The organism is Campylobacter sp. CFSAN093241 (genome assembly GCF_012889595.1).
Lineage (GTDB): Bacteria > Campylobacterota > Campylobacteria > Campylobacterales > Campylobacteraceae > Campylobacter_D > Campylobacter_D jejuni.
Map to the genome: position 1 here is coordinate 290,533 of NZ_CP040612.1, position 23,730 is coordinate 314,262.

At 31.0% G+C, this 23,730-nt stretch carries 27 protein-coding genes; 19 read left to right on the top strand and 8 right to left on the bottom strand.

All coding sequences use genetic code 11. The features are described 5' to 3' along the window. The first annotated feature begins 106 nt into the window (after window positions 1–106). The 17 genes from FBE96_RS01510 to FBE96_RS01590 all read left to right on the top strand — a co-directional run bounded on the left by FBE96_RS01510 (window position 107) and on the right by FBE96_RS01590 (window position 16,892). Window positions 107–643: a 50S ribosomal protein L25/general stress protein Ctc gene (locus FBE96_RS01510; protein ID WP_002791314.1), complete on the top strand. Its 537-nt coding sequence runs from the start codon at window positions 107–109 to the stop codon at window positions 641–643. Next, window positions 640–1,185: an aminoacyl-tRNA hydrolase gene (gene pth / locus FBE96_RS01515; RefSeq protein ID WP_002858659.1), complete on the top strand. Its 546-nt coding sequence runs from the start codon at window positions 640–642 to the stop codon at window positions 1,183–1,185. The genes FBE96_RS01510 and pth overlap by 4 nt, the downstream gene beginning before the upstream one ends. 1 nt (window position 1,186) lies before the next feature. Continuing rightward, complete coding sequence (locus FBE96_RS01520) at window positions 1,187–2,245, top strand: LptF/LptG family permease (protein ID WP_002875401.1); 1,059 nt, start codon at window positions 1,187–1,189, stop codon at window positions 2,243–2,245. A gap of 43 nt (window positions 2,246–2,288) precedes the next feature. Next, window positions 2,289–3,497 (top strand): diaminopimelate decarboxylase, encoded by a 1,209-nt coding sequence (gene lysA / locus FBE96_RS01525; protein WP_002858733.1) that lies wholly within the window; start codon window positions 2,289–2,291, stop codon window positions 3,495–3,497. Between the two features lies 1 nt (window position 3,498). Further along, entirely contained in the window at window positions 3,499–4,266 is a 768-nt protein-coding gene (locus FBE96_RS01530) for an HAD-IIA family hydrolase (protein ID WP_002858702.1), read from the top strand. Beyond that, window positions 4,254–5,327, top strand: a complete 1,074-nt coding sequence (gene pheA, locus FBE96_RS01535) for a prephenate dehydratase (RefSeq protein WP_002858741.1) — start codon at window positions 4,254–4,256, stop codon at window positions 5,325–5,327. Before FBE96_RS01530 ends, pheA begins: the two co-directional genes overlap by 13 nt. Beyond that, on the top strand, window positions 5,317–6,411 hold the full coding sequence (gene hisC, locus FBE96_RS01540) for a histidinol-phosphate transaminase (protein WP_002858650.1): 1,095 nt from the start codon (window positions 5,317–5,319) through the stop codon (window positions 6,409–6,411). Before pheA ends, hisC begins: the two co-directional genes overlap by 11 nt. Window positions 6,412–6,462: 51 nt before the next feature. Continuing rightward, entirely contained in the window at window positions 6,463–8,145 is a 1,683-nt protein-coding gene (fliF, locus tag FBE96_RS01545) for a flagellar basal-body MS-ring/collar protein FliF (RefSeq protein WP_002859425.1), read from the top strand. Then, window positions 8,145–9,173: a flagellar motor switch protein FliG gene (gene fliG / locus FBE96_RS01550; protein WP_002854670.1), complete on the top strand. Its 1,029-nt coding sequence runs from the start codon at window positions 8,145–8,147 to the stop codon at window positions 9,171–9,173. The genes fliF and fliG overlap by 1 nt, the downstream gene beginning before the upstream one ends. 7 nt (window positions 9,174–9,180) lie before the next feature. After that, window positions 9,181–10,011: a flagellar assembly protein FliH gene (gene fliH / locus FBE96_RS01555; RefSeq protein WP_002858748.1), complete on the top strand. Its 831-nt coding sequence runs from the start codon at window positions 9,181–9,183 to the stop codon at window positions 10,009–10,011. Continuing rightward, the gene (gene dxs, locus FBE96_RS01560; RefSeq protein ID WP_002858717.1) at window positions 10,004–11,851 is read left to right on the top strand and encodes a 1-deoxy-D-xylulose-5-phosphate synthase; all 1,848 of its coding nucleotides are present in this window, start codon (window positions 10,004–10,006) and stop codon (window positions 11,849–11,851) included. The genes fliH and dxs overlap by 8 nt, the downstream gene beginning before the upstream one ends. Before the next feature lie 85 nt (window positions 11,852–11,936). Further along, window positions 11,937–12,347, top strand: coding sequence for a peroxide-responsive transcriptional repressor PerR (gene perR / locus FBE96_RS01565; protein WP_002872045.1), 411 nt, complete (start codon window positions 11,937–11,939; stop codon window positions 12,345–12,347). Window positions 12,348–12,392: 45 nt separating this feature from the next. After that, entirely contained in the window at window positions 12,393–13,589 is a 1,197-nt protein-coding gene (locus FBE96_RS01570; RefSeq protein WP_002872046.1) for a hypothetical protein, read from the top strand. Window positions 13,590–13,591: 2 nt separating this feature from the next. Further along, window positions 13,592–14,299, top strand: a complete 708-nt coding sequence (gene ubiE, locus FBE96_RS01575) for a bifunctional demethylmenaquinone methyltransferase/2-methoxy-6-polyprenyl-1,4-benzoquinol methylase UbiE (RefSeq protein ID WP_002858648.1) — start codon at window positions 13,592–13,594, stop codon at window positions 14,297–14,299. Then, complete coding sequence (xseA, locus tag FBE96_RS01580) at window positions 14,296–15,459, top strand: exodeoxyribonuclease VII large subunit (protein ID WP_002851089.1); 1,164 nt, start codon at window positions 14,296–14,298, stop codon at window positions 15,457–15,459. Before ubiE ends, xseA begins: the two co-directional genes overlap by 4 nt. 9 nt (window positions 15,460–15,468) lie before the next feature. After that, window positions 15,469–16,545 carry a phosphoserine transaminase gene (serC, locus tag FBE96_RS01585; protein WP_002858670.1) on the top strand — a complete coding sequence of 359 codons (1,077 nt, stop codon included), beginning with the start codon at window positions 15,469–15,471 and terminating at the stop codon, window positions 16,543–16,545. Continuing rightward, a complete protein-coding gene (locus FBE96_RS01590) occupies window positions 16,542–16,892 on the top strand; it encodes a RidA family protein (RefSeq protein WP_002854323.1) in 351 nt (116 codons plus the stop codon). The genes serC and FBE96_RS01590 overlap by 4 nt, the downstream gene beginning before the upstream one ends. On the opposite strand, the gene FBE96_RS01595 is transcribed toward FBE96_RS01590, so the two are convergent. From FBE96_RS01595 to FBE96_RS01620, 6 genes are all read right to left on the bottom strand, one after another. After that, a complete protein-coding gene (locus tag FBE96_RS01595; protein ID WP_002858639.1) occupies window positions 16,889–17,863 on the bottom strand; it encodes a beta-ketoacyl-ACP synthase III in 975 nt (324 codons plus the stop codon). The genes FBE96_RS01590 and FBE96_RS01595 overlap by 4 nt on opposite strands. After that, complete coding sequence (gene plsX / locus FBE96_RS01600) at window positions 17,856–18,842, bottom strand: phosphate acyltransferase PlsX (protein WP_002872047.1); 987 nt, start codon at window positions 18,840–18,842, stop codon at window positions 17,856–17,858. The genes FBE96_RS01595 and plsX overlap by 8 nt, the downstream gene beginning before the upstream one ends. Window positions 18,843–18,847: 5 nt before the next feature. Further along, window positions 18,848–18,994, bottom strand: coding sequence for a 50S ribosomal protein L32 (rpmF, locus tag FBE96_RS01605; protein ID WP_002858674.1), 147 nt, complete (start codon window positions 18,992–18,994; stop codon window positions 18,848–18,850). Between the two features lie 23 nt (window positions 18,995–19,017). Next, a complete protein-coding gene (locus FBE96_RS01610; protein ID WP_002859434.1) occupies window positions 19,018–19,371 on the bottom strand; it encodes a hypothetical protein in 354 nt (117 codons plus the stop codon). Next, window positions 19,372–19,785 carry a nucleoside-diphosphate kinase gene (gene ndk, locus FBE96_RS01615; RefSeq protein WP_002858685.1) on the bottom strand — a complete coding sequence of 138 codons (414 nt, stop codon included), beginning with the start codon at window positions 19,783–19,785 and terminating at the stop codon, window positions 19,372–19,374. Between the two features lie 112 nt (window positions 19,786–19,897). Then, on the bottom strand, window positions 19,898–20,182 hold the full coding sequence (locus FBE96_RS01620; protein WP_002858671.1) for a 4Fe-4S dicluster domain-containing protein: 285 nt from the start codon (window positions 20,180–20,182) through the stop codon (window positions 19,898–19,900). 206 nt (window positions 20,183–20,388) lie between these two features. Here FBE96_RS01620 and FBE96_RS01625 point away from each other — a divergent pair, with 206 nt between their 5' ends. Both FBE96_RS01625 and flhB read left to right on the top strand, forming a co-directional pair. Next, complete coding sequence (locus FBE96_RS01625) at window positions 20,389–20,985, top strand: peroxiredoxin (protein ID WP_002854219.1); 597 nt, start codon at window positions 20,389–20,391, stop codon at window positions 20,983–20,985. Window positions 20,986–21,103: 118 nt separating this feature from the next. Then, window positions 21,104–22,192 carry a flagellar biosynthesis protein FlhB gene (flhB, locus tag FBE96_RS01630; protein WP_002858726.1) on the top strand — a complete coding sequence of 363 codons (1,089 nt, stop codon included), beginning with the start codon at window positions 21,104–21,106 and terminating at the stop codon, window positions 22,190–22,192. Between the two features lie 5 nt (window positions 22,193–22,197). Here the strand turns inward: flhB and motB are convergent, their stop codons facing one another. Together motB and motA are read right to left on the bottom strand one after the other, a co-directional pair. Further along, window positions 22,198–22,941, bottom strand: coding sequence for a flagellar motor protein MotB (gene motB / locus FBE96_RS01635; protein ID WP_002868168.1), 744 nt, complete (start codon window positions 22,939–22,941; stop codon window positions 22,198–22,200). 2 nt (window positions 22,942–22,943) lie between these two features. After that, on the bottom strand, window positions 22,944–23,720 hold the full coding sequence (motA, locus tag FBE96_RS01640) for a flagellar motor stator protein MotA (RefSeq protein ID WP_002858693.1): 777 nt from the start codon (window positions 23,718–23,720) through the stop codon (window positions 22,944–22,946). Window positions 23,721–23,730 lie beyond the last annotated feature (10 nt).

Genomic DNA, 23,730 nt, shown 5'->3' on the forward strand with positions numbered 1-23,730 from the left:
GTAAAACAAATTATATCTTAAAGAAATTAAAAGAAGCTATAAATTTACTTTTCCATAAGCCAAAATTAGATATAATCAAAGCTCATTTTTTAAGAAAGGATAAAAGATGTTAGAAGGTATCGTTAGAGAGAGTATCGGTAGAAAAGCTGCTAAAGCTTTAAAAAGAGATGGTTATCTAATTGCAAACATCTATGGAAAAGGATTAGAAAACATCAATGCCGCTTTTAAAGTAAATGAGTTTATTAAGGAAGTTCGTAAAAAAACTACTTTAATTTTTGATGTAAAAGTAGGTTCTCAAACTTTAAGCGTTGTAGTTGTGGATTATCAAAAAGATCCTGTAACTGCAGAACTTAAACATGTGGATTTAAAAGTTGCGCAAAAAGGTGTGATTTCTAAATACATGGTTCCAGTTAAAATCACAGGAACAGCTATAGGTCTTAAAAATAAAGGTGTTTTAATTCAATCAAAAAGAAGATTAAAAGTAAAATGTGCAGCTGAAAATTTACCAAATTTCTTCGAACTTGATGTAAGTAAACTTGATGTGGGTGATGCTTTACTTGTTCGTGATATTGTAGTTCCTGCGGGAGTAACTATGATTGATGCTGATAGAGTAGCGGTTGTAGGTGTAGAAAAAGCTAGATGATTTTAGTCGTAGGGCTTGGCAATATAGGCGTAGAGTATGAAAATACCCGTCATAATGTCGGTTTTATGCTAATTGACTTACTTTTAAAAGAAAGCAATTTTACAAATCTTACAAACTCTAAATTTAAAGGAGAGCTTTTTAAAATAGGTTCTTCTTTACTTCTTCTTAAACCTAGTACTTATATGAATAATTCAGGACTTAGCGTAAAAGCAGTGAATGATTTTTATAAATGCGAAAGAATGATAGTTATCCATGATGATATAGATATAAATTTAGGAGCCTTGCGCTTTAAAAAAGGCGGTTCAAGTGGTGGACATAATGGGCTTAAAAGCATAGATACTTTATGTGGAAATGACTATGAAAGAGTGCGTATAGGAGTGGGAAAGGGTGAAAATGTGATTTCCCATGTTTTAGGTAAATTTAAATCCGAAGAAGAAATAACTTTAAGCAAAGTTTTAGAGCATGCAAAAAAAGCTTTGCTTGAGCTTATTGAAAATGATGATTTGTCTGCTATATCATCCAAATACAGCCTAAAGGCTTAAGATGTGGATATTTTTTCGTTTTATTTCAGGGATTTATTTAAAAAATTTTTTTATTATATTTTTTTCTTTACTTGGTTTTTATTGCGGTATTGATTTGCTCTTAAATTTTAAAGATCTACCAAAAGCCGCAAATCTTGATTTGCTTTATGTTATGTTTTTATCTTTTTCGGCAGTGCCTTATGTATTACCCATTTCTTTGATTTTTGCTTTGGTAGTTTCTTTGATTTCTATGATCAGAGCAAATGAATTTGTAAGTCTTTATGCGTTAGGACTGAGTAGAAATTATGTTATTTTATTTCCTTTTTTATGGGCTTTATTTTTTTGTTGTATTTATATAGGATTGAATTTTACTTCTTTTGCTTATGCAAATGATTATAAGAGAAATATTTTGAAAAATGGCACTATTATGAATCAAAGTGGAGAAGTGTTTTTGAAATTTAACAATAATTTTGTTTATATTTCAAAGATAAACAATGGACAAAATAGTGCTCAAAATATAAAAATTTTTAATATTAATGATTTAAATTTAAGCTCTTTTGTAAGTGCTAAAAATGCCCATTTTGAAGGTGAAAGCTGGATTTTGCGAGATGGTAATATTACATTATTACCTAAAAATTATGAACTTGCTAATGATGGTTTAAAGATACAAGATTTCTCCGAGCTTAAATCACTTGAGGGTTTTAAACCAAAGATTATAGAAGGGGTTGCTAGTAATAGTGATTATTCAATATCTGACGCACTTGAAAGTTTTGAGCTTTTTAAGGCGCAAAATGTCAATACAGATACTCTTAAAATCAATCTTTATAAATTTGTTTTTACTCCTTTTTTTGCACCATTTTTAATGCTTATTATGTATTATTTTTTTCCTGTAATAGCAAGATTTTTTAATCTTGCTTTTGTAACTTTTATAGCTTTTGTAGTGACTTTGATGATTTGGGGAGTCTTGTTTTTGCTTACTAGATTAAGCGAAAATAGTGTGATTGCAAGTGAAATTGGCATTGTAGTGCCTATTATAATTTTGGGTTGTTTAAGTGCTTATATGTATTATAAGCATCGATAAATTAAGCTTTGTGTAGTAAAATTATAAAAATTAAAGGTTAAATATGGATTATAAACAATTAAAGCAAGAATTTAATACTCCTTTTTATATTTACAATTTTGATTTCATAAAAGAGCGTTTTTTAAATCTCAAAGAGGCTTTTAAGGCAAGAAAATCTCAAATTTTTTACGCTGTAAAAGCCAATTCAAATTTAAGTTTGTTGCAAATGCTTGCAAATTTAGATAGTGGATTTGATTGTGTAAGTATAGGCGAGGTAAAGCGTGCCTTAAAAGCAGGAGCAAAAGCTTATAAGATTATTTTTAGTGGAGTAGGAAAAACCAAAGAAGAGTTAAGACAAGCTTTAGAATATGATATTTTATATATTAACCTTGAAAGCGAAGCTGAAATGATGCTTTTAGAAAGTGTGGCTAAGGAACTTAATCTAAAGGCAAGAATCAGTATTCGTGTTAATCCAAATGTTGATGCAAAAACTCATCCTTATATTTCTACAGGATTAAATGAAAATAAATTTGGTGTTGAAATTGATATAGCAAGAAAAATGTATCTTTATGCAAAAAATTCATCTTTTTTAGAGCCTGTTGGAGTGCATTTTCATATAGGTTCGCAACTTTTAGATATTTCTCCCATTCATGAAGCAGCAGCCATTGTTGCAAAACTTGTAAGAGAGTTAAAAGCCTTGCAAATCGATCTTAAATTTTTTGATATAGGCGGTGGTTTGGGTGTGGCTTATGAAAAAAATGAGTGCGAACCTGATCTTTATGATTATGCACAAGGTATATTAGCACAACTTCATGGGCTTGATTTAACTATAGGAATGGAGCCTGGAAGGTATCTAGTTGCTAAAAGTGGAGAATTTGTTTGTTCAGTGCTTTATGAAAAACAAAATAAAACCAAGCGTTTTGTTGTAGTAGATGGAGCGATGAATGATCTTATACGCCCAAGTTTATACGAGGCTTATCATGAAATAATCTTACCTTATAATCAAGGCGAAGAGAGTTTATGTGATGTTGTAGGTGGAATTTGTGAGAGTGGGGACTTTTTTGCTAAAGCAAGGTCTTTGCCTAGCACTCAAAGTGATGATATAATGGTTATTAAAAATACTGGAGCTTATGGTTTTAGCATGAGTAGTAATTACAATACTCGTAATAAAGTTTGCGAATTAGCCCTTGAAGAAGGACAGGTAAGATTGATCCGTCAAAGAGAAAATTTTGAAGATCAAATCGCTTTAGAAGAGAAATTTTTAAAGGCTTAAAATGTTTTTTTTAGATGTTCAAGGGACTTTAATTTCTGATCATGATAAATCTTTAATCCATGGTGCTAAAGAACTGATCGATTTTTTAAATGCAAAAAATCTTCCTTATCTTATCATCACTAACAATACAAAAAAACTTGATTTTTTAGAAAAATTACAGCAAAAAGGATTGGTTATAAAAGAAAATGCTTATATTGATCCTTTCAGCGTTTTAAAACACCTTTTAAGACCTTGTAAAGTTGCGGCTTTTGGTGCAGATGAGTTTGTAAAAAGTCTTGAAAATCTTGGTTTTGAGCTCGATTTTGTAAATCCTAGTGCTGTGCTTGTGGCTAGTTATGATGATTTTAAATTTAAAGATTTTGCCACTATGATAGAATTGGCTAGAAGAGAAGTTAGATTTATAGCTATGCACGAAACTAGTATTTATAAAAAAGATGGTAGGCCTTATCCTGGTGTAGGTAGCATTATGGCTATGCTTAAAAATGCTATTGATTTTGAATACGAGGTTGTGGGTAAGCCTAGCATTGCTTTTTATAAAGAAGCTTTAAATTTAATAAGAAGACAAAATTCAAAAATCGATTTTGAAGATATTAAAATCATTAGTGATGATTTTAGGGGTGACTTGCTTAAGGCAAAAGAACTTGGCATGAAAACCTTGCTAGTTTTAAGCGGCAAGATAAGCGACACAAAAGGGCTTGATACGGATTTGCTTGATGGAGTTTATCCTAGTGTTTTTGAGTTTTTAAAGGATCTAAAATGCCAAATTTAGAAGAATTTAGAAATAAAATCGATGCGGTTGATGATAAAATTTTAGATCTTTTAAATGAAAGAATGACTTATGTTAAAAGTATAGGTGAGCTTAAGCAAAGTAGTGGGGGAAGTATTTATCGTCCTGAGCGTGAAAGAGCCATTATCAATCGTTTAAAAAATGCAAATTTAGGACTTTTAGATCAAAATGCCATAGAGGCAATTTATCAAGAAATTTTTGCAGTTTCAAGAAATTTAGAAATGCCTCAAACTATAGCTTATTTAGGGCCTGAAGGAACTTATACACATCAAGCAGCAAGAAGTCGTTTTGGTGCGATGAGTCGTTATATAGCCTTGGCTAATATCGAAGATGTTTTTAAAGAGTTAAGCAACAAAGAAGCAAAATATGGTGTTGTACCTATAGAAAATAATACCGAAGGTGCAGTGGGCATTACTTTAGATTGTCTAGGTAAGTATAATGAGCTTAAAATTTTTGGCGAAATTTATATGGATATTCATCATTCTTTTGTAGGAATTAATGAAAATTTAAAAGAAATCAAACGCATTTATTCGCATCCGCAAGGTTATAATCAATGTCGTAAATTTTTAGAAAGTCATGAACTTAGTGCTATAGAATTTGTTCCTTCAAAATCTACAGCTAATGCAGCTTACCTAGCTTCGCAAGATAAATATGCGGCAGCAATTTGTTCTAGAATAGCGGCTAAGCTTTATAATGTGCCTGTACTTTTTGATAAAATAGAAGATAATGCAGCCAATAAAACAAGATTTTTAATTTTAAGCGATATTAAAAATCCTAAAATGCCAAATTGTAAAACTTCTATTTTAGCACACACAGCACATAAACCTGGAGGACTTAGCTTTTTATTAGAGCAGTTTAAAAAAGAAAATATCAATCTTACTAAGCTTGAATCTCGCCCTGTAAAATCAAAAGAATTTTTACACAGTTTTTATATAGATTTTGAAGGGCATATTGATGATGAAAATGTAAAAAAAGCCTTAAAAGATATACAAGAGATTGTTTGGCTTGGATCTTATTTATCAGGAGAAAAAGATGAAATTTAATGAATTTTTAAATAATTTAAGCAATTATGAACCCGGCAAAGATATAGAAGTTATTGCTAAAGAATATGGCGTTAAAGAAGTGATAAAATTAGCAAGCAATGAAAATCCTTTTGGCACGCCACCAAAAGCTATAGAATGTTTAAGACAAAATGCAAACAAAGCCCATCTTTACCCTGATGATAGTATGATAGAACTTAAAAGCACATTGGCTCAAAAATACAAAGTTCAAAATGAAAATATCATTATCGGTGCAGGCAGTGATCAAGTGATTGAATTTGCTATACATTCTAAGTTAAATTCTAAAAATGCTTTTTTGCAAGCTGGAGTTACTTTTGCTATGTATGAAATTTATGCCAAACAATGTGGTGCAAAGTGTTATAAAACTCAAAGTATTACTCATAATTTAGATGAGTTTAAAAAACTTTATGAAACGCACAAAGATGAAATTAAACTTATTTTTTTATGCTTACCAAACAATCCTTTAGGCGAGTGTTTGGATGCAAGTGAGGCGACCGAGTTTATTAAAGGTGTAAATGAGGATTGTTTAGTTGTGATTGATGCAGCTTATAATGAATTTGCAAGTTTTAAAGATAGCAAAAAACATTTAGAACCTTGTGAATTGATTAAAGAATTTGACAATGTGCTTTATTTGGGAACTTTTTCTAAACTTTATGGATTAGGAGGCTTACGCATTGGTTATGGCATAGCTAATGCTAATATTATTAGTGCATTTTACAAGCTTCGTGCTCCTTTTAATGTGAGCAATCTTGCTTTAAAAGCAGCAGTTGCAGCAATGGATGATGATGAATTTACTGAAAAAACTTTAGAGAATAATTTTTCTCAAATGGAGCTTTATAAAGAATTTGCTAAAAAACATAATATCAAAATTATCGATAGTTATACAAATTTCATCACTTATTTTTTTGATGAAAAAAATAGTACAGATTTGTCTGAAAAATTGCTTAAAAAGGGTATAATAATAAGAAATTTAAAAAGCTATGGTTTAAATGCTATACGCATTACTATAGGAACATCTTATGAAAATGAAAAATTTTTTACAGAATTTGATAAGATTTTAAGATAGATAAATCAAATAAAAATATGTAAAATTCGCTAAACTAAGGGATGAGAATTAATGGATTTTAAAAATATGCTTCATCAAATTGGGCAACTTTATCAAAATTTAACTCGCAAGCAGCGTATAGTGATTGCTGCATCTATTATAGTTGTGGTTGGGTTTTTGGTTTTTTTAGCTTTATTTCGTGGAAGTGGTAGTAATGCAAATAATGGATATGCAGTTTTAGTTGAAAATGTAAGCCCAAGTTCTTCTGCTGCAATTGTAGCTAAACTTGAACAAAATAATATTCCCTATAAATTAGAAAGTGAAAATAAAATTTTAGTTCCACAAGATCAGGTTTATCGTCAAAGAATGTTTATTGCAAGCGAAGGTCTTATAAAAGATAGTCGCGTGGGTTTTGAAGCTTTTGATACTCAAGCTTTTGGAGCTACAAATGAAGAGCAAAAGGTAAAATACCAAAGAGCCATAGAAGGCGAACTTGCAAGAACTATTGAGACTTTAGAACCTATTCGTAGCGCTGTTGTACACATAGCATTTCCTAAAGATAGTGTTTTTACTGAAAGGCAAATTCCGCCTACAGCTTCAGTTGTTGTTAATGTTCGCGAAGGCTTAAAGCTTACTAGAAAACAAATTGATGGTATAAAAAATATTGTTTCAGCGGCAGTTCCAAAACTTACTAAAGAAAATGTTAAGATTAGTGATCAAAGTGGTGTGCCTTTAGATGAGCAAGAAGCATATGAAGATGACTTGGTTCGTGCGCAAATTAAATTTAAAAGTGATCAAGAAAAAGCTTTAGAAGATAAGATTATAGAAAATTTAGCTCCTTTTGCAGGTGGCATGGATAAAGTAAAAGTGAGTGTAAATATAGATTTTGATTTTTCCAAGCAAGAATCTCAAAGTGAAATTTATGATCCAAATCCTATAGTACGTAGTGAGCAAACTTTAAACGAGGAAAGAACAGGTAGAAAAGATCCAGAAATTCAGGGTGTTCCAGGTGCTGTTTCTAATATAGGTCCTGTTGAAGGACTTGACAATAAGGGTCAAATTGACACTTATAAAAAAAATCAAGTTACTACAAATAATGAACTTTCTAAAACTATCACAAATACCAAAAAACAATTTGCAACAGTTTTACGCACTTCAGCAGCTGTTACTATAGATGGAAAATATCAAGATGTGGTTGATGAAAATGGGGATGTGAAAAGCGAATATGTCCCATTGACTAAAGAAGAGCTTGCAAGTGTTGAGAGTATAGTTAAAAATACTATTAATTTTAGCGCTACTAGAGGTGATAGTGTTGTGGTGCAAAATTTACCATTTCATCGTGAGTCGATTAGAGTTGAGAGTAAAGTTAAAACTTTTTACAATCGTTTTGTTGAGCCATTTATTCCGCCGGTTAAATACTTTATTGCAGCGATTTTACTTTTTATTTTTTACAAAAAAGTTATTGCTCCATTTACTCAAAAAATGCTTGAAGATGTCGCAGCACAAGAGGAAATGCAGCAAGGTCCAAATGCTGTTTTAGATGATGCTGAAGATGCTTTAGAGAAATTTAATGCAGCAAGGAAAAAAGTTGAAGAACAACTTGGTTTTGGGGATAACTTCAATGAAGATTCTATCCAGTATGAGGTTTTGCTTGAAAAATTGCGTGGTTTGGTAAGTGATAAAGGTGAGGAAATTGCAGCACTTTTGCAAAACTTAATTCAAAATGATAGCGAATTTGGCGAAAAGGATATGTGATGATAAAGCTAAGTGAAGAACAAAAAATGGTCTATGATGATTTATCGATGCCTGAGAAGGTAGCGATATTTCTTATACAACTTGGCGAAGATGCAACCACTTCTGTGTTTTCACATATGGAAATTGATGTAATCACAGAAATTTCACGTTATATTGCTATGGCTAAAAATGTTGATAGATCTGTAGCTACTGCAGTTTTAGAAGAATTTTACACTCTGCTTCAATCAAATCAATATATTAAAAGTGGTGGTTTGGAATATGCTAAAGAAATACTTTTTCGTACTTTTGGACCAGAGATTGCAAATAAAATTCTTGAAAAACTCACTAAAAGTATGGAGAATAATCAAAATTTTGCTTATTTGGCGCAAATTAAACCACAGCAACTTGCAGACTTTATTACCAAAGAGCACCCACAAACCATCGCTCTTATTTTGGCACACATGGATTCTATTCATGCGGCAGAAACTTTAGAGTATTTTAGCGATGAATTAAGGGCTGAGGTGGTTATAAGAATGGCAAATCTTGGTGATATTTCTCCAAGTATTATTAAAAGAGTTTCTGCAGTGCTAGAAAGCAAGCTTGAAAGTCTTACCTCTTATAAGGTTGAAGTGGGCGGCCCAAGAGCAGTAGCAGAAGTGCTTAATCGTTTGGGTCAAAAAGCAAGCAAATCAACCATTACTTATATTGAACAAAGTGATGAACGCTTAGCAGAGACTATTAAAGAGCTTATGTTTACTTTCGATGATATACAAAAACTTAGCACTCAGGCTATAAGAGAAATTTTAAAAGTAGCCGATAAGCGTGATTTAATGATAGGTTTAAAAGGTGCAAGTGAAGAGTTAAAGCAAAAATTCTTAGCCAATATGTCTACGCGTGCAAGCGAAGCTTTTCTTGAAGAAATGGGTTTTTTGGGTGCTGTGCGTGTTAAAGATGTTGAAGATGCACAAAGAAAGGTTGTTGAAGTGGTGCAAAAACTTGCAGAACAAGGTCTTGTTCAAACAGGCGATGCGGATGAAATGATAGAGTAGGTGAGAGATGGTTAATCGTAGCAATGTAATTTCTGGTGGGGCTTCTGATCAGCATGTTGTTGAAGGATATCGTTTTAAAGTTATTTCAGAATTTGATAATCATACAGGTGAAAAAAAACATACTCAAACTCCAGATGAAGAAAATACTAATATATCTTTAAATGACGAAAAACCAGTCGAAGAAAATCAAGTCATTGCCTCTACACAAGCTGTTATGGAAACTCAAATTCCAACATTTCAACCAAGCTTTGTTGAAGATTTACTTAAAAAAACAGATGAAATGTCAAGCAATATTATTAAACTTCAAATGCAAATAGAAAGCCAAGAGAATGAATTTAATAACCGCTTAAATTCAGAACTTGAAAATGCTAAAGAAAAATTTACCAAAGAGGGTTATGAGAAAGCAAAAGAAGAATTTCAAAAGGAATTGAGTGATTTTAAAGATAAGTATTTAAAAAGTATAGCCAAACTTGATAATGCTTGCGAAAATCTTGAAAATTTCATAGAAAAAAATGAGAAAGAATTAGCAGATACTGCTATAGATATCGCTAAAGAAGTAATCTTAAAAGAACTTGAACTAAATTCAAGTAAGATAGCTTATGCTTTGGCTAAAGATTTAATCGGTGAGCTTAAGGGTGCTAGTGCAATTGAGCTTAAGGTTAATGCAGAGGATTATGAGTATTTAAAAGAGCAATTTGATCAGAATGCTCATATTAAAATAAGTCTTGATGATGCAATTAGCAAAGGAAGTGTTGTTATTATAAGTGACGCAGGCAATATAGAATCCAATCTTAACTCTCGTCTAACTAAAATTAAAAAAATGGTGAATAATGAGTAAAAAATTTGCCCATACTCAAGAAGAGTTAGAAAAGCTAAGTTTAAAAGAATTAGAAAATTTAGCAGCATCTATGCGTGAAAAAATCATACAAGTTGTGAGTAAAAATGGTGGGCATTTAAGTTCAAATTTGGGTGCTGTAGAACTTAGTATAGCAATGCATTTGGTTTTTGATGCAAAAAAAGATCCTTTTATTTTTGATGTGTCGCATCAGTCTTATACACACAAGCTTTTAAGCGGAAAAGAAGAAATATTTGATACTTTAAGACAAATCAATGGTTTAAGTGGTTATACAAAACCTAGCGAGGGAGATTATTTTGTAGCAGGGCATTCTAGTACCTCTATTTCTTTGGCAGTAGGTGCTTGTAAGGCTATTGCTTTAAAGGGTGAAAAGCGTATTCCTGTTGCTTTGATTGGAGATGGTGCTTTAAGTGCGGGTATGGCCTATGAGGCTTTAAATGAATTGGGTGATTCTAAATTTCCTTGCGTAATACTTTTAAATGATAATGAAATGAGTATTTCAAAACCAATTGGAGCAATTTCAAAGTATCTTTCTCAGGCTATGGCAACGCAGTTTTATCAAAGTTTTAAAAAGCGTATTGCTAAAATGTTGGATATATTGCCTGATAGTGCTACTTATATGGCCAAGCGTTTTGAAGAGAGTTTTAAACTTATTACCCCTGGGCTTTTGTTTGAAGAATTAGGGCTTGAATATATAGGGCCTATTGATGGACATAATTTAGGTGAAATTATTTCTGCATTAAAACAAGCAAAAGCTATGCAAAAGCCTTGTGTGATACATGCTCAAACCATAAAGGGTAAAGGCTATGCTTTAGCTGAAGGAAAACATGCTAAATGGCACGGGGTGGGAGCCTTTGATATAGATAGTGGAGAGAGTGTTAAAAAAAGTGATACTAAAAAATCTGCTACTGAAATTTTTTCTAAGAATTTGCTTGATTTAGCCTCAAAATATGAAAATATTGTTGGGGTTACGGCGGCTATGCCAAGTGGAACAGGTCTTGATAAGCTTATAGAAAAATATCCAAATCGTTTTTGGGATGTGGCTATTGCAGAACAGCATGCAGTAACTTCTATGGCCGCTATGGCAAAAGAAGGATTTAAACCTTTTATTGCAATATATAGCACCTTTTTACAGCGTGCTTATGATCAAGTGATCCATGATTGTGCGATTATGAATTTAAATGTGGTTTTTGCTATGGATAGGGCAGGGATAGTAGGCGAAGATGGGGAGACGCATCAAGGTGTTTTTGATCTTAGTTTTTTAGCTCCTTTGCCAAATTTCACTCTTTTAGCCCCAAGAGATGAACAAATGATGCAAAATATAATGGAGTATGCTTATTTACATCAAGGACCTATTGCTTTGCGTTATCCTAGAGGGAGTTTTATTTTGGATAAAGAATTTAATCCTTGTGAGATAAAACTTGGTAAGGCACAATGGCTTGTAAAAAATAATAGTGAAATTGCTTTTTTAGGTTATGGACAAGGTGTGGCAAAAGCGTGGCAAGTCTTAAGAGCCTTGCAAGAAATGAATAATAATGCTAATTTGATTGATTTAATTTTTGCTAAACCTTTAGATGAAGAGCTTTTGTGTGAGCTTGCTAAAAAAAGTAAAATTTGGTTTATTTTTAGTGAAAATGTTAAAATTGGCGGTATAGAAAGTTTAATTAATAATTTTTTACAAAAATATGATTTGCATGTAAAAGTTGTTAGCTTTGAATATGAAGACAAATTTATTGAACATGGAAAAACAAGTGAGGTGGAAAAAAATCTAGAAAAAGATGTCAATAGTTTGTTGACGAAAGTTTTAAAATTTTATCATTAAATAATAAAAAATATTATTTAATATAAACTTCTTTTAATAAAAATTTTATTATTATTTTTACTTAAAAAAGCAAGGAATAAATAAAATGGAATTACTACAAATGCTTAAAAAACATGAGTTAAAAGCTACTCCGCAAAGACTATGTGTTTTAAAAATTTTAAAAAGACATGAGCATCCTAATATTGATGAATTATATACAGAAATTAAAAAAGAATACCCTTCAATCTCTTTAGCGACGGTTTATAAAAATCTTAATACTTTACAAGAACAAGGTTTAGTTGTTGAAATCAATGTTTTAAATCAAAAAACTTGTTACGATATCTATGAAGAAGAACATATTCATGTTGTTTGCACCAAATGTGGTGGTATAGAGGATTTAAGTTTTAAAGATGCTAAGCTTTATGAATATCAAGAGCATTTAGAAAAAAAGATAGGCAATCTCGTCAATCATCTGTCTGTTTGTGCTTATGTTGATAATTGCAAAAAGTGTCATTAAGCAAAATAAGGTTAAAATAACCCATATATTTTAAGGGTTATTTTAATGGTTTATGAAATTCAAAAAAACTTTTTACTATCTGATTGCACTCTTTTAGAGAATTTAAAAAAAGATAATATACCTTTTCGAAATTCTAAATTTGAAACTTTTTATACTCAAATAACTTCAAATCATAGTGTTAAATTTCAAAGTTTTTGCAATGAATTTTATAAAATTACAAAATTTAATAATTCAATTTTAGAACAGAATCAAGAAGAGAAAATTTCTAAAAAAAAATTTGAAAAAGCTCGAAAAAAGATTATAGGAAAGAGCATTAAAAAAGAACGCTTCGAATTTAAATTTTGCTCTTTAAAAAGTTATATTGATATTTATGAAGAGCCTAAAATTTGTATTTTAAAAATATTTTTTCCAACTTTGGATAGTTCCAATGAATTTAAAATTCCTAAAGATTTTAAAATTCAAAAAGAATTACATCATGATTTAAATTCTAAACATATCGTTTTATATGGTTTTGAATATCAAAATTTTGATATAGAGAAATGTTTTAAAATTATAGAAAAAAATCAGAATTTTAGCTTGGATTTTCCAAATTATATTAATGCTTATGATGGATTTAGAATTTTTTTATTTTATTTATTTAAAAAATTAAAATTTTATTGGACTTTATCTTTAGAGAGAAAAGATAAGCAAAGTTTATGCGAATTTTTATTTTATTCAAGAAGCTTGTATATAGTTTTATCAAGTATGAATACTATTTTAGATAAAAATTTGAGTAATATTTTGGCTTTAAAGTTTAAAGATATAACGAAAAAAACTCAAGATATTTTAGCAAGTGAAAATTCAAATCAAGATTTATTGCTATTTTTAAGCGATGAAAAAATCCAAGATTTGTTTAATGATTTTGATTTTTTCATAAAGGAAAATTCTTTTTATGAAGGCGATTGCAAAGATAGGTTTTTTAAACAACTTGTTGCGTTAGAACTTAGAAAAAAAATTATTTTATTTAGAAAAAATATACTAAAAAATTTTGATTTAGAGCTTTTTGAAAATAGTTTTTTTGAATTGGCAATATTTTTAGAATATTTTTATCATTTTTTAGAGATAAAAAATTTAAACAAACTTTATGAAAAATATTCCAAAGATAGGGATAAAAATATTTTTTCCAAAATAATCAATAATAAAAATAAATTTTGCAAATTGCTTAAAAAATCAAGTAAAAATTTGAAAATTTACAAAGGATAAAAATGCAAAAACAAGAAAAAATTATAGAAATGTTTAATCAAATTGCACCTACTTATGATAAGGCGAATAGAATTTTAAGCTTTGGAGCTGATGTAGCGTGGCGCAAAAAAGCTTGTCAAAGAGTGATGAGTTTGTATTTAAAAAAAGATTTAAAAATCGCTGATATTGCCTGTGGCACAGGGGATATGATAGAGATTTGGCAAGAGAGTGCTTTAAAAATGGAAAAAAATATTTTAAATATTAAAGGTATTGATCCAAGTAGTGGCATGCTAAATGTTGCAAAAGAAAAATTTCCAAATGTCGAATTTATAAAAGCAGGGGCGCAAAATTTACCTTTAGAAAGTCAAAGTTTAGATATTTTAAGTATTAGTTATGGCATTCGCAATGTTGTAGAAAGACAAAAAGCCTTAAGCGAATTTGCTAGAGTACTTCAAAAAGATGGTATTTTGGTAGTTTTGGAATTTACAAAAAGAGAAAAGGGTGGATTTATAGCAGCTTGTAGAGATTTTTATCTTAAAAATATTTTACCAAGTATAGGTGGGATAATCAGTAAAAATAAAAGTGCTTATGAGTATTTGCCAAACTCTATTGAAGGATTTTTAAGTAAGAAAGAATTCATCTTAGAACTTAAAAATGCTGGTTTTGAAATGCTTGATTATAAAAGTTTTAGCTTTGGCGTGAGTTCAATGTTTATAGCAAAAAAACTATGACACCAACAGAATTAAATCTTAAAGCAAAGGCTTTATTAGAAACACATTTTGATGATATAGTTTTAAGTGGAGAAATTTCAAAAATTACTTTGCATGGTTCAGGGCATTGGTATTTTGATTTAAAAGATGAAAGATCAAGCATTGCTTGTGCTATGTTTAAAGGAGCTAATTTAAAAGTCGGGTTTAAACCAGCGGTGGGGGATTTTTTAGAGCTTTGTGGAAGTGTGAGTTTATATCCTGAAAGCGGTCGTTATCAATTTATCGCTACTAGTATGAAAAAAGCAGGTTTTGGGGATTTGGAAGCACAGTTTTTGGCTTTAAAAGAGCGTTTGCAAAAAGAAGGACTTTTTGATCCACGCTTTAAAAAATCTTTGCCAAAATTTCCTAAAAAAGTAGGTATTATAACTTCAAAAACTTCTGCTGCTTTGCAAGATATGTTAAAACTTATTCATCAAAAAGAATATTTTTTGGCAAAAATTTATATTTTTGATGCTTTAACTCAAGGAAATAATGCTCCTTTTTCTCTTATACAAGCTTTAAAAAAAGCCGATGATATGGATTTAGATGTTCTTATTATAGCACGTGGTGGAGGAAGCAGGGAAGATCTTTTTTGTTTTAATGATGAAAATTTAGCAAGAGAGATTTTTAAAGCAAAAACTCCTATTATTTCAGCCATAGGACATGAGATTGATTATGTTATTAGTGATTTTGTTGCAGATTTTAGAGCTCCAACGCCTTCAGCTGCTATAGATACTTTGTTTTATTCTAAGTTGGATATAGAGCAAAGTTTGGATTTAATGGAAGAAAAATTAATGCAACTTTGGAATTATAAAATACAAAATTATGAAAATTTGCTTTTAAATTTAAGCAAATTTTTCAAATTTAATTCTTTGCCAAAAATAATAGATGAAAAAATAAAACAAAGCCATAATATAGAAAAGCAATTAAATCATCTATTGGCAAATCAAATGCGTTATAATGAATTAAAATTAGATAAATTGCAAAATGCTTATTTGCAACATGAGAATTTTTTTAATAAAAGCAAAAAGTTTATTTGTATCAGAAAAAATGGTAAAATAGCAAATTTAGAAGATCTTAAGAGTGATGATATCGTTATTTTAAGTTCTCAAACTTCTCAAAAAGAAGCAAAAATTTTATAAGGATAGATTATGAGAAAAATCAATTTCAGTGCAGGGCCATCGACTTTACCTTTAGAAATTTTAGAGCAAGCTCAAAAAGAACTCTGTGATTATCAGGGTAGGGGTTATTCTATAATGGAAATTTCTCACCGCACAAAAGTATTTGAAGAAGTGCATTTTGGAGCACAAGAGAAAGCTAAAAAACTTTACGAGTTAAATGATGATTATGAAGTATTATTTTTACAAGGTGGAGCAAGTTTGCAATTTGCTATGATTCCTATGAATTTAGCTTTAAATGGGGTTTGTGAATATGCAAATACAGGAGTTTGGACAAAAAAAGCGATTAAAGAAGCACAAATTTTAGGTGTCAATGTTAAAACCGTAGCAAGTAGTGAGGAAAGTAATTTCGATCATATTCCTAGAGTGGAATTTAGCGATAATGCTGATTATGCTTATATTTGTTCTAACAATACTATTTACGGCACTCAATATCAAAATTATCCTAAAACTAAAACTCCTTTGATTGTGGATGCATCGAGTGATTTTTTTTCTAGAAAAGTAGATTTTTCAAATATTGCTCTTTTTTATGGCGGAGTGCAAAAAAATGCTGGAATTTCGGGTTTAAGTTGTATTTTTATCCGTAAAGATATGTTAGAAAGATCTAAAAATAAACAAATTCCTAGTATGTTAAATTATTTGACTCATGCTGAGAATCAGTCCTTGTTTAACACGCCTCCAACCTTTGCCATTTATATGTTTAATCTTGAAATGGATTGGCTTTTAAATCAAGGTGGGCTTGATAAAGTGCATGAGAAAAATTCTCAAAAAGCTACTATGCTTTATGAATGTATTGATTTAAGTAATGGATTTTATAAAGGACATGCAGATAAAAAGGATAGATCTTTAATGAATGTGAGTTTTAATATTGCTAAAAATAAAGATTTAGAGCCTCTTTTTGTAAAGGAAGCCGAAGAAGCTGGAATGATAGGACTTAAAGGACATAGAATTTTAGGAGGAATTCGTGCAAGTATTTATAATGCGCTTAATTTGGATCAGGTAAAAACCTTGTGTGAATTTATGAAAGAATTTCAAGGAAAATATGCATGATAAAGCGTTTTGATGAGTGCGATAGAATGTCGCAAATTATTGTTTTTGATAAATATTTTAAGACTGCAGGACAAGTGGCTTTTGAACCTAGCGGAGATATTAAAAAACAAACTAAAGAAGCGCTTGCAGAACTTGATGCTTTGTTTGAAAAAATAGGCGCAAACAAAGGAGATTTGATTCAAATTCAAATCTGGTTAGCTAATATGCAAGATTTTGATGCAATGAATGAAATTTATGATGCTTGGATTAAAAATTATCCTAAACCTGTTAGAGCTTGTGTAGGAAGTGCTTTAGCAGAGGGTTATTTGGTAGAAATTCAAGCTTTTGGAAAGCTAAGAGAGAATTAAAAATTCTCTCCTCCAAATTTTAAAAGCGCAGATCCCCAAGTAAAACCACCGCCAAAAGCATCTAGTAAGATCAGATTTCCTTTTTTAAGTCGACCTTCTTCATAGGCATCATTCATTGCCATAGGTATAGAAGCAGCTGAAGTATTGCCATATTTTTGTACAGTGATCACACATTTTTCATCGCTTAGATTGAGTTTTTCTTGGACGGCTTTAATGATGCGTAGATTAGCTTGATGAGGAATAAAAAGATCAATTTCTTGTGCTAAAATGTTATTTTTAGCTAAAATTTCTACAACATCATTACTAAGCGTGTTTACTGCTATTTTAAAAACTTCATTGCCTTTCATTTGCATAGAAAGTGTTTGACATAGGCTTGATTTTTGCGATCTTTGAGTCATTAAAAGATCTCCATAATTACCATTGCTTGCAGTATGTACATCAAGGATATGATTTTCATTATCCAAACTTACAACTCCAGCACCTGCACCGTCTCCAAAGAGTATGCAAATACTTCTGTCATTGTAATCCATAATTGAACTTGTTTTTTCAGCTCCTATGATTAAAACATTTTTTTTCAAACCACTTTCTACTAAGGCTTTAGCTTGTTCAAGCAAATAGATAAAACCAGAACAAGCTGCTGAAATATCAAAAGCGCTAATATTTACAAGTCCTAAATTTGAAGCAATTTTACAAGCCGTTGAAGGCATAGTAAAATAATCAGGACTTAAAGTAGCTACAAGAATCGCATCAATATCTTCAGGTTTTAAATTTGCTCTTTCTATGGCTTTTAATGCAGCTTTTGTGCCCAAATCGCTAGTATTTTCATTTTCACTAGCAATGCGCCTTTCTTTAATACCTGTGCGTCTAGTGATCCATTCATCGGTGGTATCTACCATTTTTTCAAGATCAGCATTGCTTAAAATTTTTTCTGGAATATAAGAAGCTATACTTTTAAGACTGGCTTTAAGCATTGTATTTCCCAAGTTCATTTTCTATAAATTTATTGATATGAGATTGGCTAAAATTTATAGCTTGAAAAATTGCATTTTTAATAGCTCTAGAATCGCTTTTTCCATGACTTATGATCACGCAGCCATTAACTCCAAGAAGGGGTGCTCCGCCATATTCTTGCCAATCTGTGTGTTTTTTTAATTTTTTAAAAGATGGCTTCATAAGTAAAGCACCTATTTTAGAAATAAAAGATTGCTTTACTTCGTTTTTTAGAAGTTGAAAAATAGCTGTTGCCACACCTTCACAAGCCTTTAAGATAACATTTCCATCAAAACCATCGCAGACTAAAACATCTATTTCACCATTGAAAATATCTCTACCTTCAGCATTACCTATAAAATTTGGAATTTTTTTCATAAGCTGATGACTTTCTTTGGTAAGTTCATTACCTTTGCATTCTTCTTCACCATTAGAAAGTAAAGCAAGGCGTGGTTTTTGAATTTGCATGATTTCTCTAGCATAAACTTCACCCATTATGGCAAATTGAAATAAATTTTCAGCTTTACAATCTGTATTAGCTCCAACATCCAAAAGTAAAGTTTTGTTAACGATATTTGGCATTAAAGTGGCAATAGCAGGTCTTGAAATACCTTTAAGTCTTCCAAGCCTTAAGGTAGCCAAAGACATACTTGCTCCACTATGACCCGCTGAAACTACAGCATCTACTTTTTTTTCTTTTAATAAATTAATAGCTTTGTATATGGTTGTTTCTTTATTTTTTAAAGCATCTGTGGCATTTTCATTCATCGAAAAAATTTCACTAGCTTCTTCGTATTGTATATATTGTTCTAATTTTTTTGGTATTAAAGGTTTTAGAATTTTAGAATTTCCCACTAAGATAGCGTTAAAAGGTTTTGCTTCTAGTGCCTTTAAAACGCCTTCTATAATGGGTTTTTCTCCAAAATCACCACCCATTGCATCAATGGCAATGTTAATCATTGATTTTAATATTCCTTAGTTGTTGGATTCGCACGGTGAGGCATTTTGTAGCTTCCATCTTTGTCTTTTATAGGCATAGGAAGACTAACTTTATAGTGAGTTCTGCGTTTAGCTGCACGAGTTTTGCTCACTCTTCTCTTTGGTACTGCCATTTTTTCTCCTTTATAAAATTTAATTAATTATTGCAATTTATGCAATAAAAATAATCACTCAAATAAACTTCAAGCTCGCTAATAGCAACTTCTATTAAATCAATATGTCCATCGAAAAATTCTATAGTATTGCTCAATTCGTTTGCTTCATCTTTAAAAATACCATCACTTGCAAAAAGTTCTAAATTTTCTTTAATTTCAAGTTCTAACTCAGTTCCACAACTATCACAAGGTCTATAGATAAAACCTTGCATAATAGCATTTATTTTAACAAGCTTAGGATTTATTTTTACTAAATTTCCCTCAAAAATCATATTTTCAAGATTAAGTTTAAAAGGATATTCCTTTGTATTAATCTTAGAAAAAGGGATTTTCATTTAGCAAATTTCATTTGGTTTAAAGAAAAATTCAATTTCTATTTTTGCATTTTCTAAGCTATCGCTTCCATGAACAGCATTAGCGTCAATACTCTCAGCAAAATCAGCCCTAATTGTTCCTGCTTTAGCTTCTTTAGGATTTGTTGCTCCCATTAAATCTCTATTTTTCAATACAGCACCTTCTCCTTCTAGTATAGAAACAACAACAGGACCGCTAATCATAAATTCAACCAAGTCTTTAAAAAAAGGTCTTTCTTTATGAACAGCATAAAAATTTTCAGCTTGTTCTTTACTAAGTTGAACTTTTTTCATTGCAGCGATTCTTAATCCATTGCTTTCAAAACGATCTAAAATTTTTCCTATAACACCTTTTTTAACAGCATCAGGTTTAATTATAGATAAAGTTTTTTCCATCTTTGTAATAACTCCTTATTTTAATAAAGCTTAAAATTATACTTGAATTTGTTTAAAGAAAGTTAAATTAAAAGAAAAAGCTAGGAATCTCTAGCTTTTTAATTTTTTAAAATTATGCAAAAACTGGAGTGTCCCCACTTCTCATATCAGCACCAATATTATCACGACTTGGTTGTCCTGATTCTACAGCACTCCAAACTATACATCCATCTGTTGGGCAAGCACTAGCACAAGCTGGTTGATCATTATGTCCTACGCATTCAACGCATTTGTTTGCATAGACATAATATCTATCTTCACCTTCTGGATTGTTAGTATCATCAACGATAGCATTCACTGGACACTCATCAATACAAGAACCACAAGCAATACATATATCTGTAATTTTTACAGCCATTTTTTCTCCTTATTTAATATTAAGATTTAAAAGATTTTAGCATAAAATTCTTAAATAAAGTAAATTTTGATAATCAAAAATTTACCTTATTTGATAATAATTATAACTTTTTTAAATTTTTAATATTATCTTAGATATTTAAAAAAAAATAAAGATTTAAACGATATAATTTCGTTATCAATAAAATTTATTATTTAGGAGAAAATATGATAGTTACTAAAAAAGCTTTAGATTTTACTGCTCCAGCGGTATTAGGAAACAATGAAATTGTTCAAGATTTTAATCTTTATAAAAACATAGGTCCAAAAGGAGCGGTAGTATTCTTTTATCCAAAAGATTTTACTTTTGTTTGTCCTTCAGAAATTATAGCTTTTGACAAAAGATATCAAGAATTTAAAAACCGCGGTATTGAAGTAATTGGAATTTCAGGAGATAATGAATTTTCACATTTTGCTTGGAAAAATACTCCAGTAAATCAAGGTGGTATTGGTCAGGTTAAATTCCCACTTGTTGCTGATTTAACTAAGCAGATTGCTAGAAATTTTGATGTACTTTATGCAGAAGCAGTTGCCCTTCGTGGTTCGTTCTTGCTTGATGCTGATGGAACAGTTCGCCATGCTGTGGTTAATGATTTACCACTAGGTAGAAATATAGATGAAATGTTAAGAATGGTTGATACTATGCTTTTTACAAATGAGCATGGTGAAGTTTGTCCTGCAGGATGGAATAAGGGCGATGAAGGTATGAAAGCTAACCCTAAAGGCGTGGCTGAATATCTTGGCAAAAACGAAGCTAAACTTTAATTTCTTAGTATAAAGCCTCTTTACGAGGCTTTTTCTTCATTTTTATTCTTTAATTGAAATTCATAAATTTTCTACTATAATTTTACACACATATTAAAATTTTTATTTAGGCTAAAATATGGCAGGCGAAGATCAAGAAAAAACAGAAGAACCCACGTCCAAAAAGATAGAAGATGCGCGTAAAGAAGGTAATGTTCCAAAGTCTCAAGATGCGGCAGCTATTGTAACTTTGATAATTGGAGTAACTATAACTTTATTTATGATGAGTTTTATGGGCGAGAGAATTGTAAATTTATATAGATACTATCAAAGTTTTATTGGTGTTGAATTTGATTTGCGTATTATTCAAGCCATTATGATTAAAAGCATTTTTGAGGTTTTAATTATTCTTGCACCTATTGTTTTAAGTATTATGATTGCTGGGGTTTTGGGAAATATTATGCAATTTGGTTTTATTTTTACAACTAAACCTATTATGCCAAATTTAGGAAAAATCAATCCTCTAAAAGGTTTAAAAAACCTTTTTTCATTGAAAAAAATTGTTGAAAGTATAAAAATTATTTTAAAAGTGGGTATTGTTTTTACTATAGCTTTTATAGTTTTACTTAAATTTATGCAAGAGCTTCCAAGAGTTGAGCTTTATACTATGGTTGCACAGCTTACTTGGCTAAGAGACAGAGCTATTGTTTTAGCAGCTATTGTTATAGTTGCTTTTTTAATTATTGCTGTTTTAGATGTTTTTTTGGTGCGTTTTCAGTATTTTAAAGGTTTGCGTATGAGCAAACAAGAAATAAAAGATGAGTATAAACAAATGGAAGGAGATCCTCAGGTTAAAGGTAGAATTCGTAGACTTCAAATGGAAGCTGCGCGTCGTCGTATGGTTCAAGATGTTGCAGGTGCGGATGTGGTGATCACAAACCCAACGCATTATGCCGTAGCTATTCGTTATGATACAGGTAAAGAACAAGCCCCTAGGGTTGTTGCCAAAGGAGTGGATTTTCTCGCTCTTCGCATAAAACAAGTAGCCTATGAAAATAATGTTGTAGTTTATGAAAATCCTCCTTTAGCAAGAGAGCTTTATAAAGCTTGTGATGTTAATGATCTTATTCCTAGGGAAATGTTTAAAGCTGTAGCTGAGGTGCTAGGATTTGTTTATAATACAAATAATAAGAGTCGTTTAGCTGGTCAAGTAAAAAAAGGAAACTAAAACTTTTAAGGTGCTTTAGTTCCTATTTTGTTAATAAGCTCAAGAACCGATTTTTGAGTACTTGTATCTGCTGTATCGACTTTAAAATATATTTCTACTCTATTATTTTCTAGAGTTTGTGGATTTCCATTGATGGGATTATTAAGCCCGTAGCTTTTAATGCTAATATTTTTCAAATTTGCTCCACCTTCTATAAAATATTTTAATACATTTTCCGCTCTTTGGTAGGCGAGTTCATAACTTCTTATAATAGAGTCGCTATTGTCTGTATAGCCTCTAATTTCTATTTTTGCTTGAGGTGGCAAATATGTTGTTAGCTCAGCCATACGTTTTAAATAATCTTGTATATCAGCTGAAACGATTTGAGCACTACCTCTTTCAAATTCAACTTTAGATGGAAGGTTAAGAGCAACCTGATTATCGCTTTGATCTAGAGCTGCTTGAAGACGTTTGATAGTTTCTTGCTGTGTCATAGTCATTTGTTTTAACGATTTGAGTTCATCGCTTTCTTCTTTTGCTGCGCCTTTATATTTTTCTTGGGTTTTAGCTTCTTCTTTGACTGTTTGAGTAGAGGTGTAATCAAAGATTTTAACAAATTCAGTTTTTAAAGCCTCTACTTTAGCAGGGTTTGTTTTAGAAATTGCCCAAAGAGCAATAAAAAGTGCCAAAAGCAAACTTAGAAAGTCTGCATAAGGCACAGCCCATTTTTCACCTGCTGGACATTCTGGGCATTTATGTTTTTTAGCCATTTTTAACCTTTGTCAAATTGTGAAATTCTTGGATCATCGTGACTTAAGAAGTTAAAAAGTTTAGCTTCTAAATCTCTAGGATTAGCACCTTCTGCAATTCCTTTTATAGCTTCAGTAATAACAATTTGCTCTTTTACAAGATCCATTCCATTAGCTTTTAATTTTTTCCCCCAAGGAGCAAAAAGTGCATAAGCGCCAAAAATTCCCGTAACTGTAGCTGTGAAAGCACCTGAAATACCCGCTGCCATTGCTTGAGGATTGTCTAGCAATTTAAGAGCTAGAATAAGACCAAAAACCGCTCCAACAAGCCCCATGGTAGGGCAAGTTTCTCCAAATACTATCCAATATTCTGCGCATTCTTTATAATGCTCTTCAAGTTGTTCGGTTTGTATTTCCATGCTTTCGTGAATTTCTTCAAAGCTTTTACCATCTACAAGCATCATCATAGCATTTTTTAAAAATTCATTTTCAATCTCACTGGTTCTTGATTCTAACGCTAAAAGACCATCTCGTCTTGCAATAATAGCAAATTCTATTAACTGGGCTATCCTTTCGGGTAAATTTACTCCAGAACCTTTAAAAACAACTTTGAGTTCTTTGTAGGCTGCTTTTACAATTTTTTTATGCGTAGAAGTCATTGCGCAAAATGCAGCTGTTGGCATAACTATGAGAAAGGAAGAAAGATGCACAACATGCAAAGGATTGCCTCCCTCTAGTATATCTCCTACCGAAATACTAGTAACTGCAAGCACCATTCCTAATATGGTTGAAAGATCCATTAATTATCTC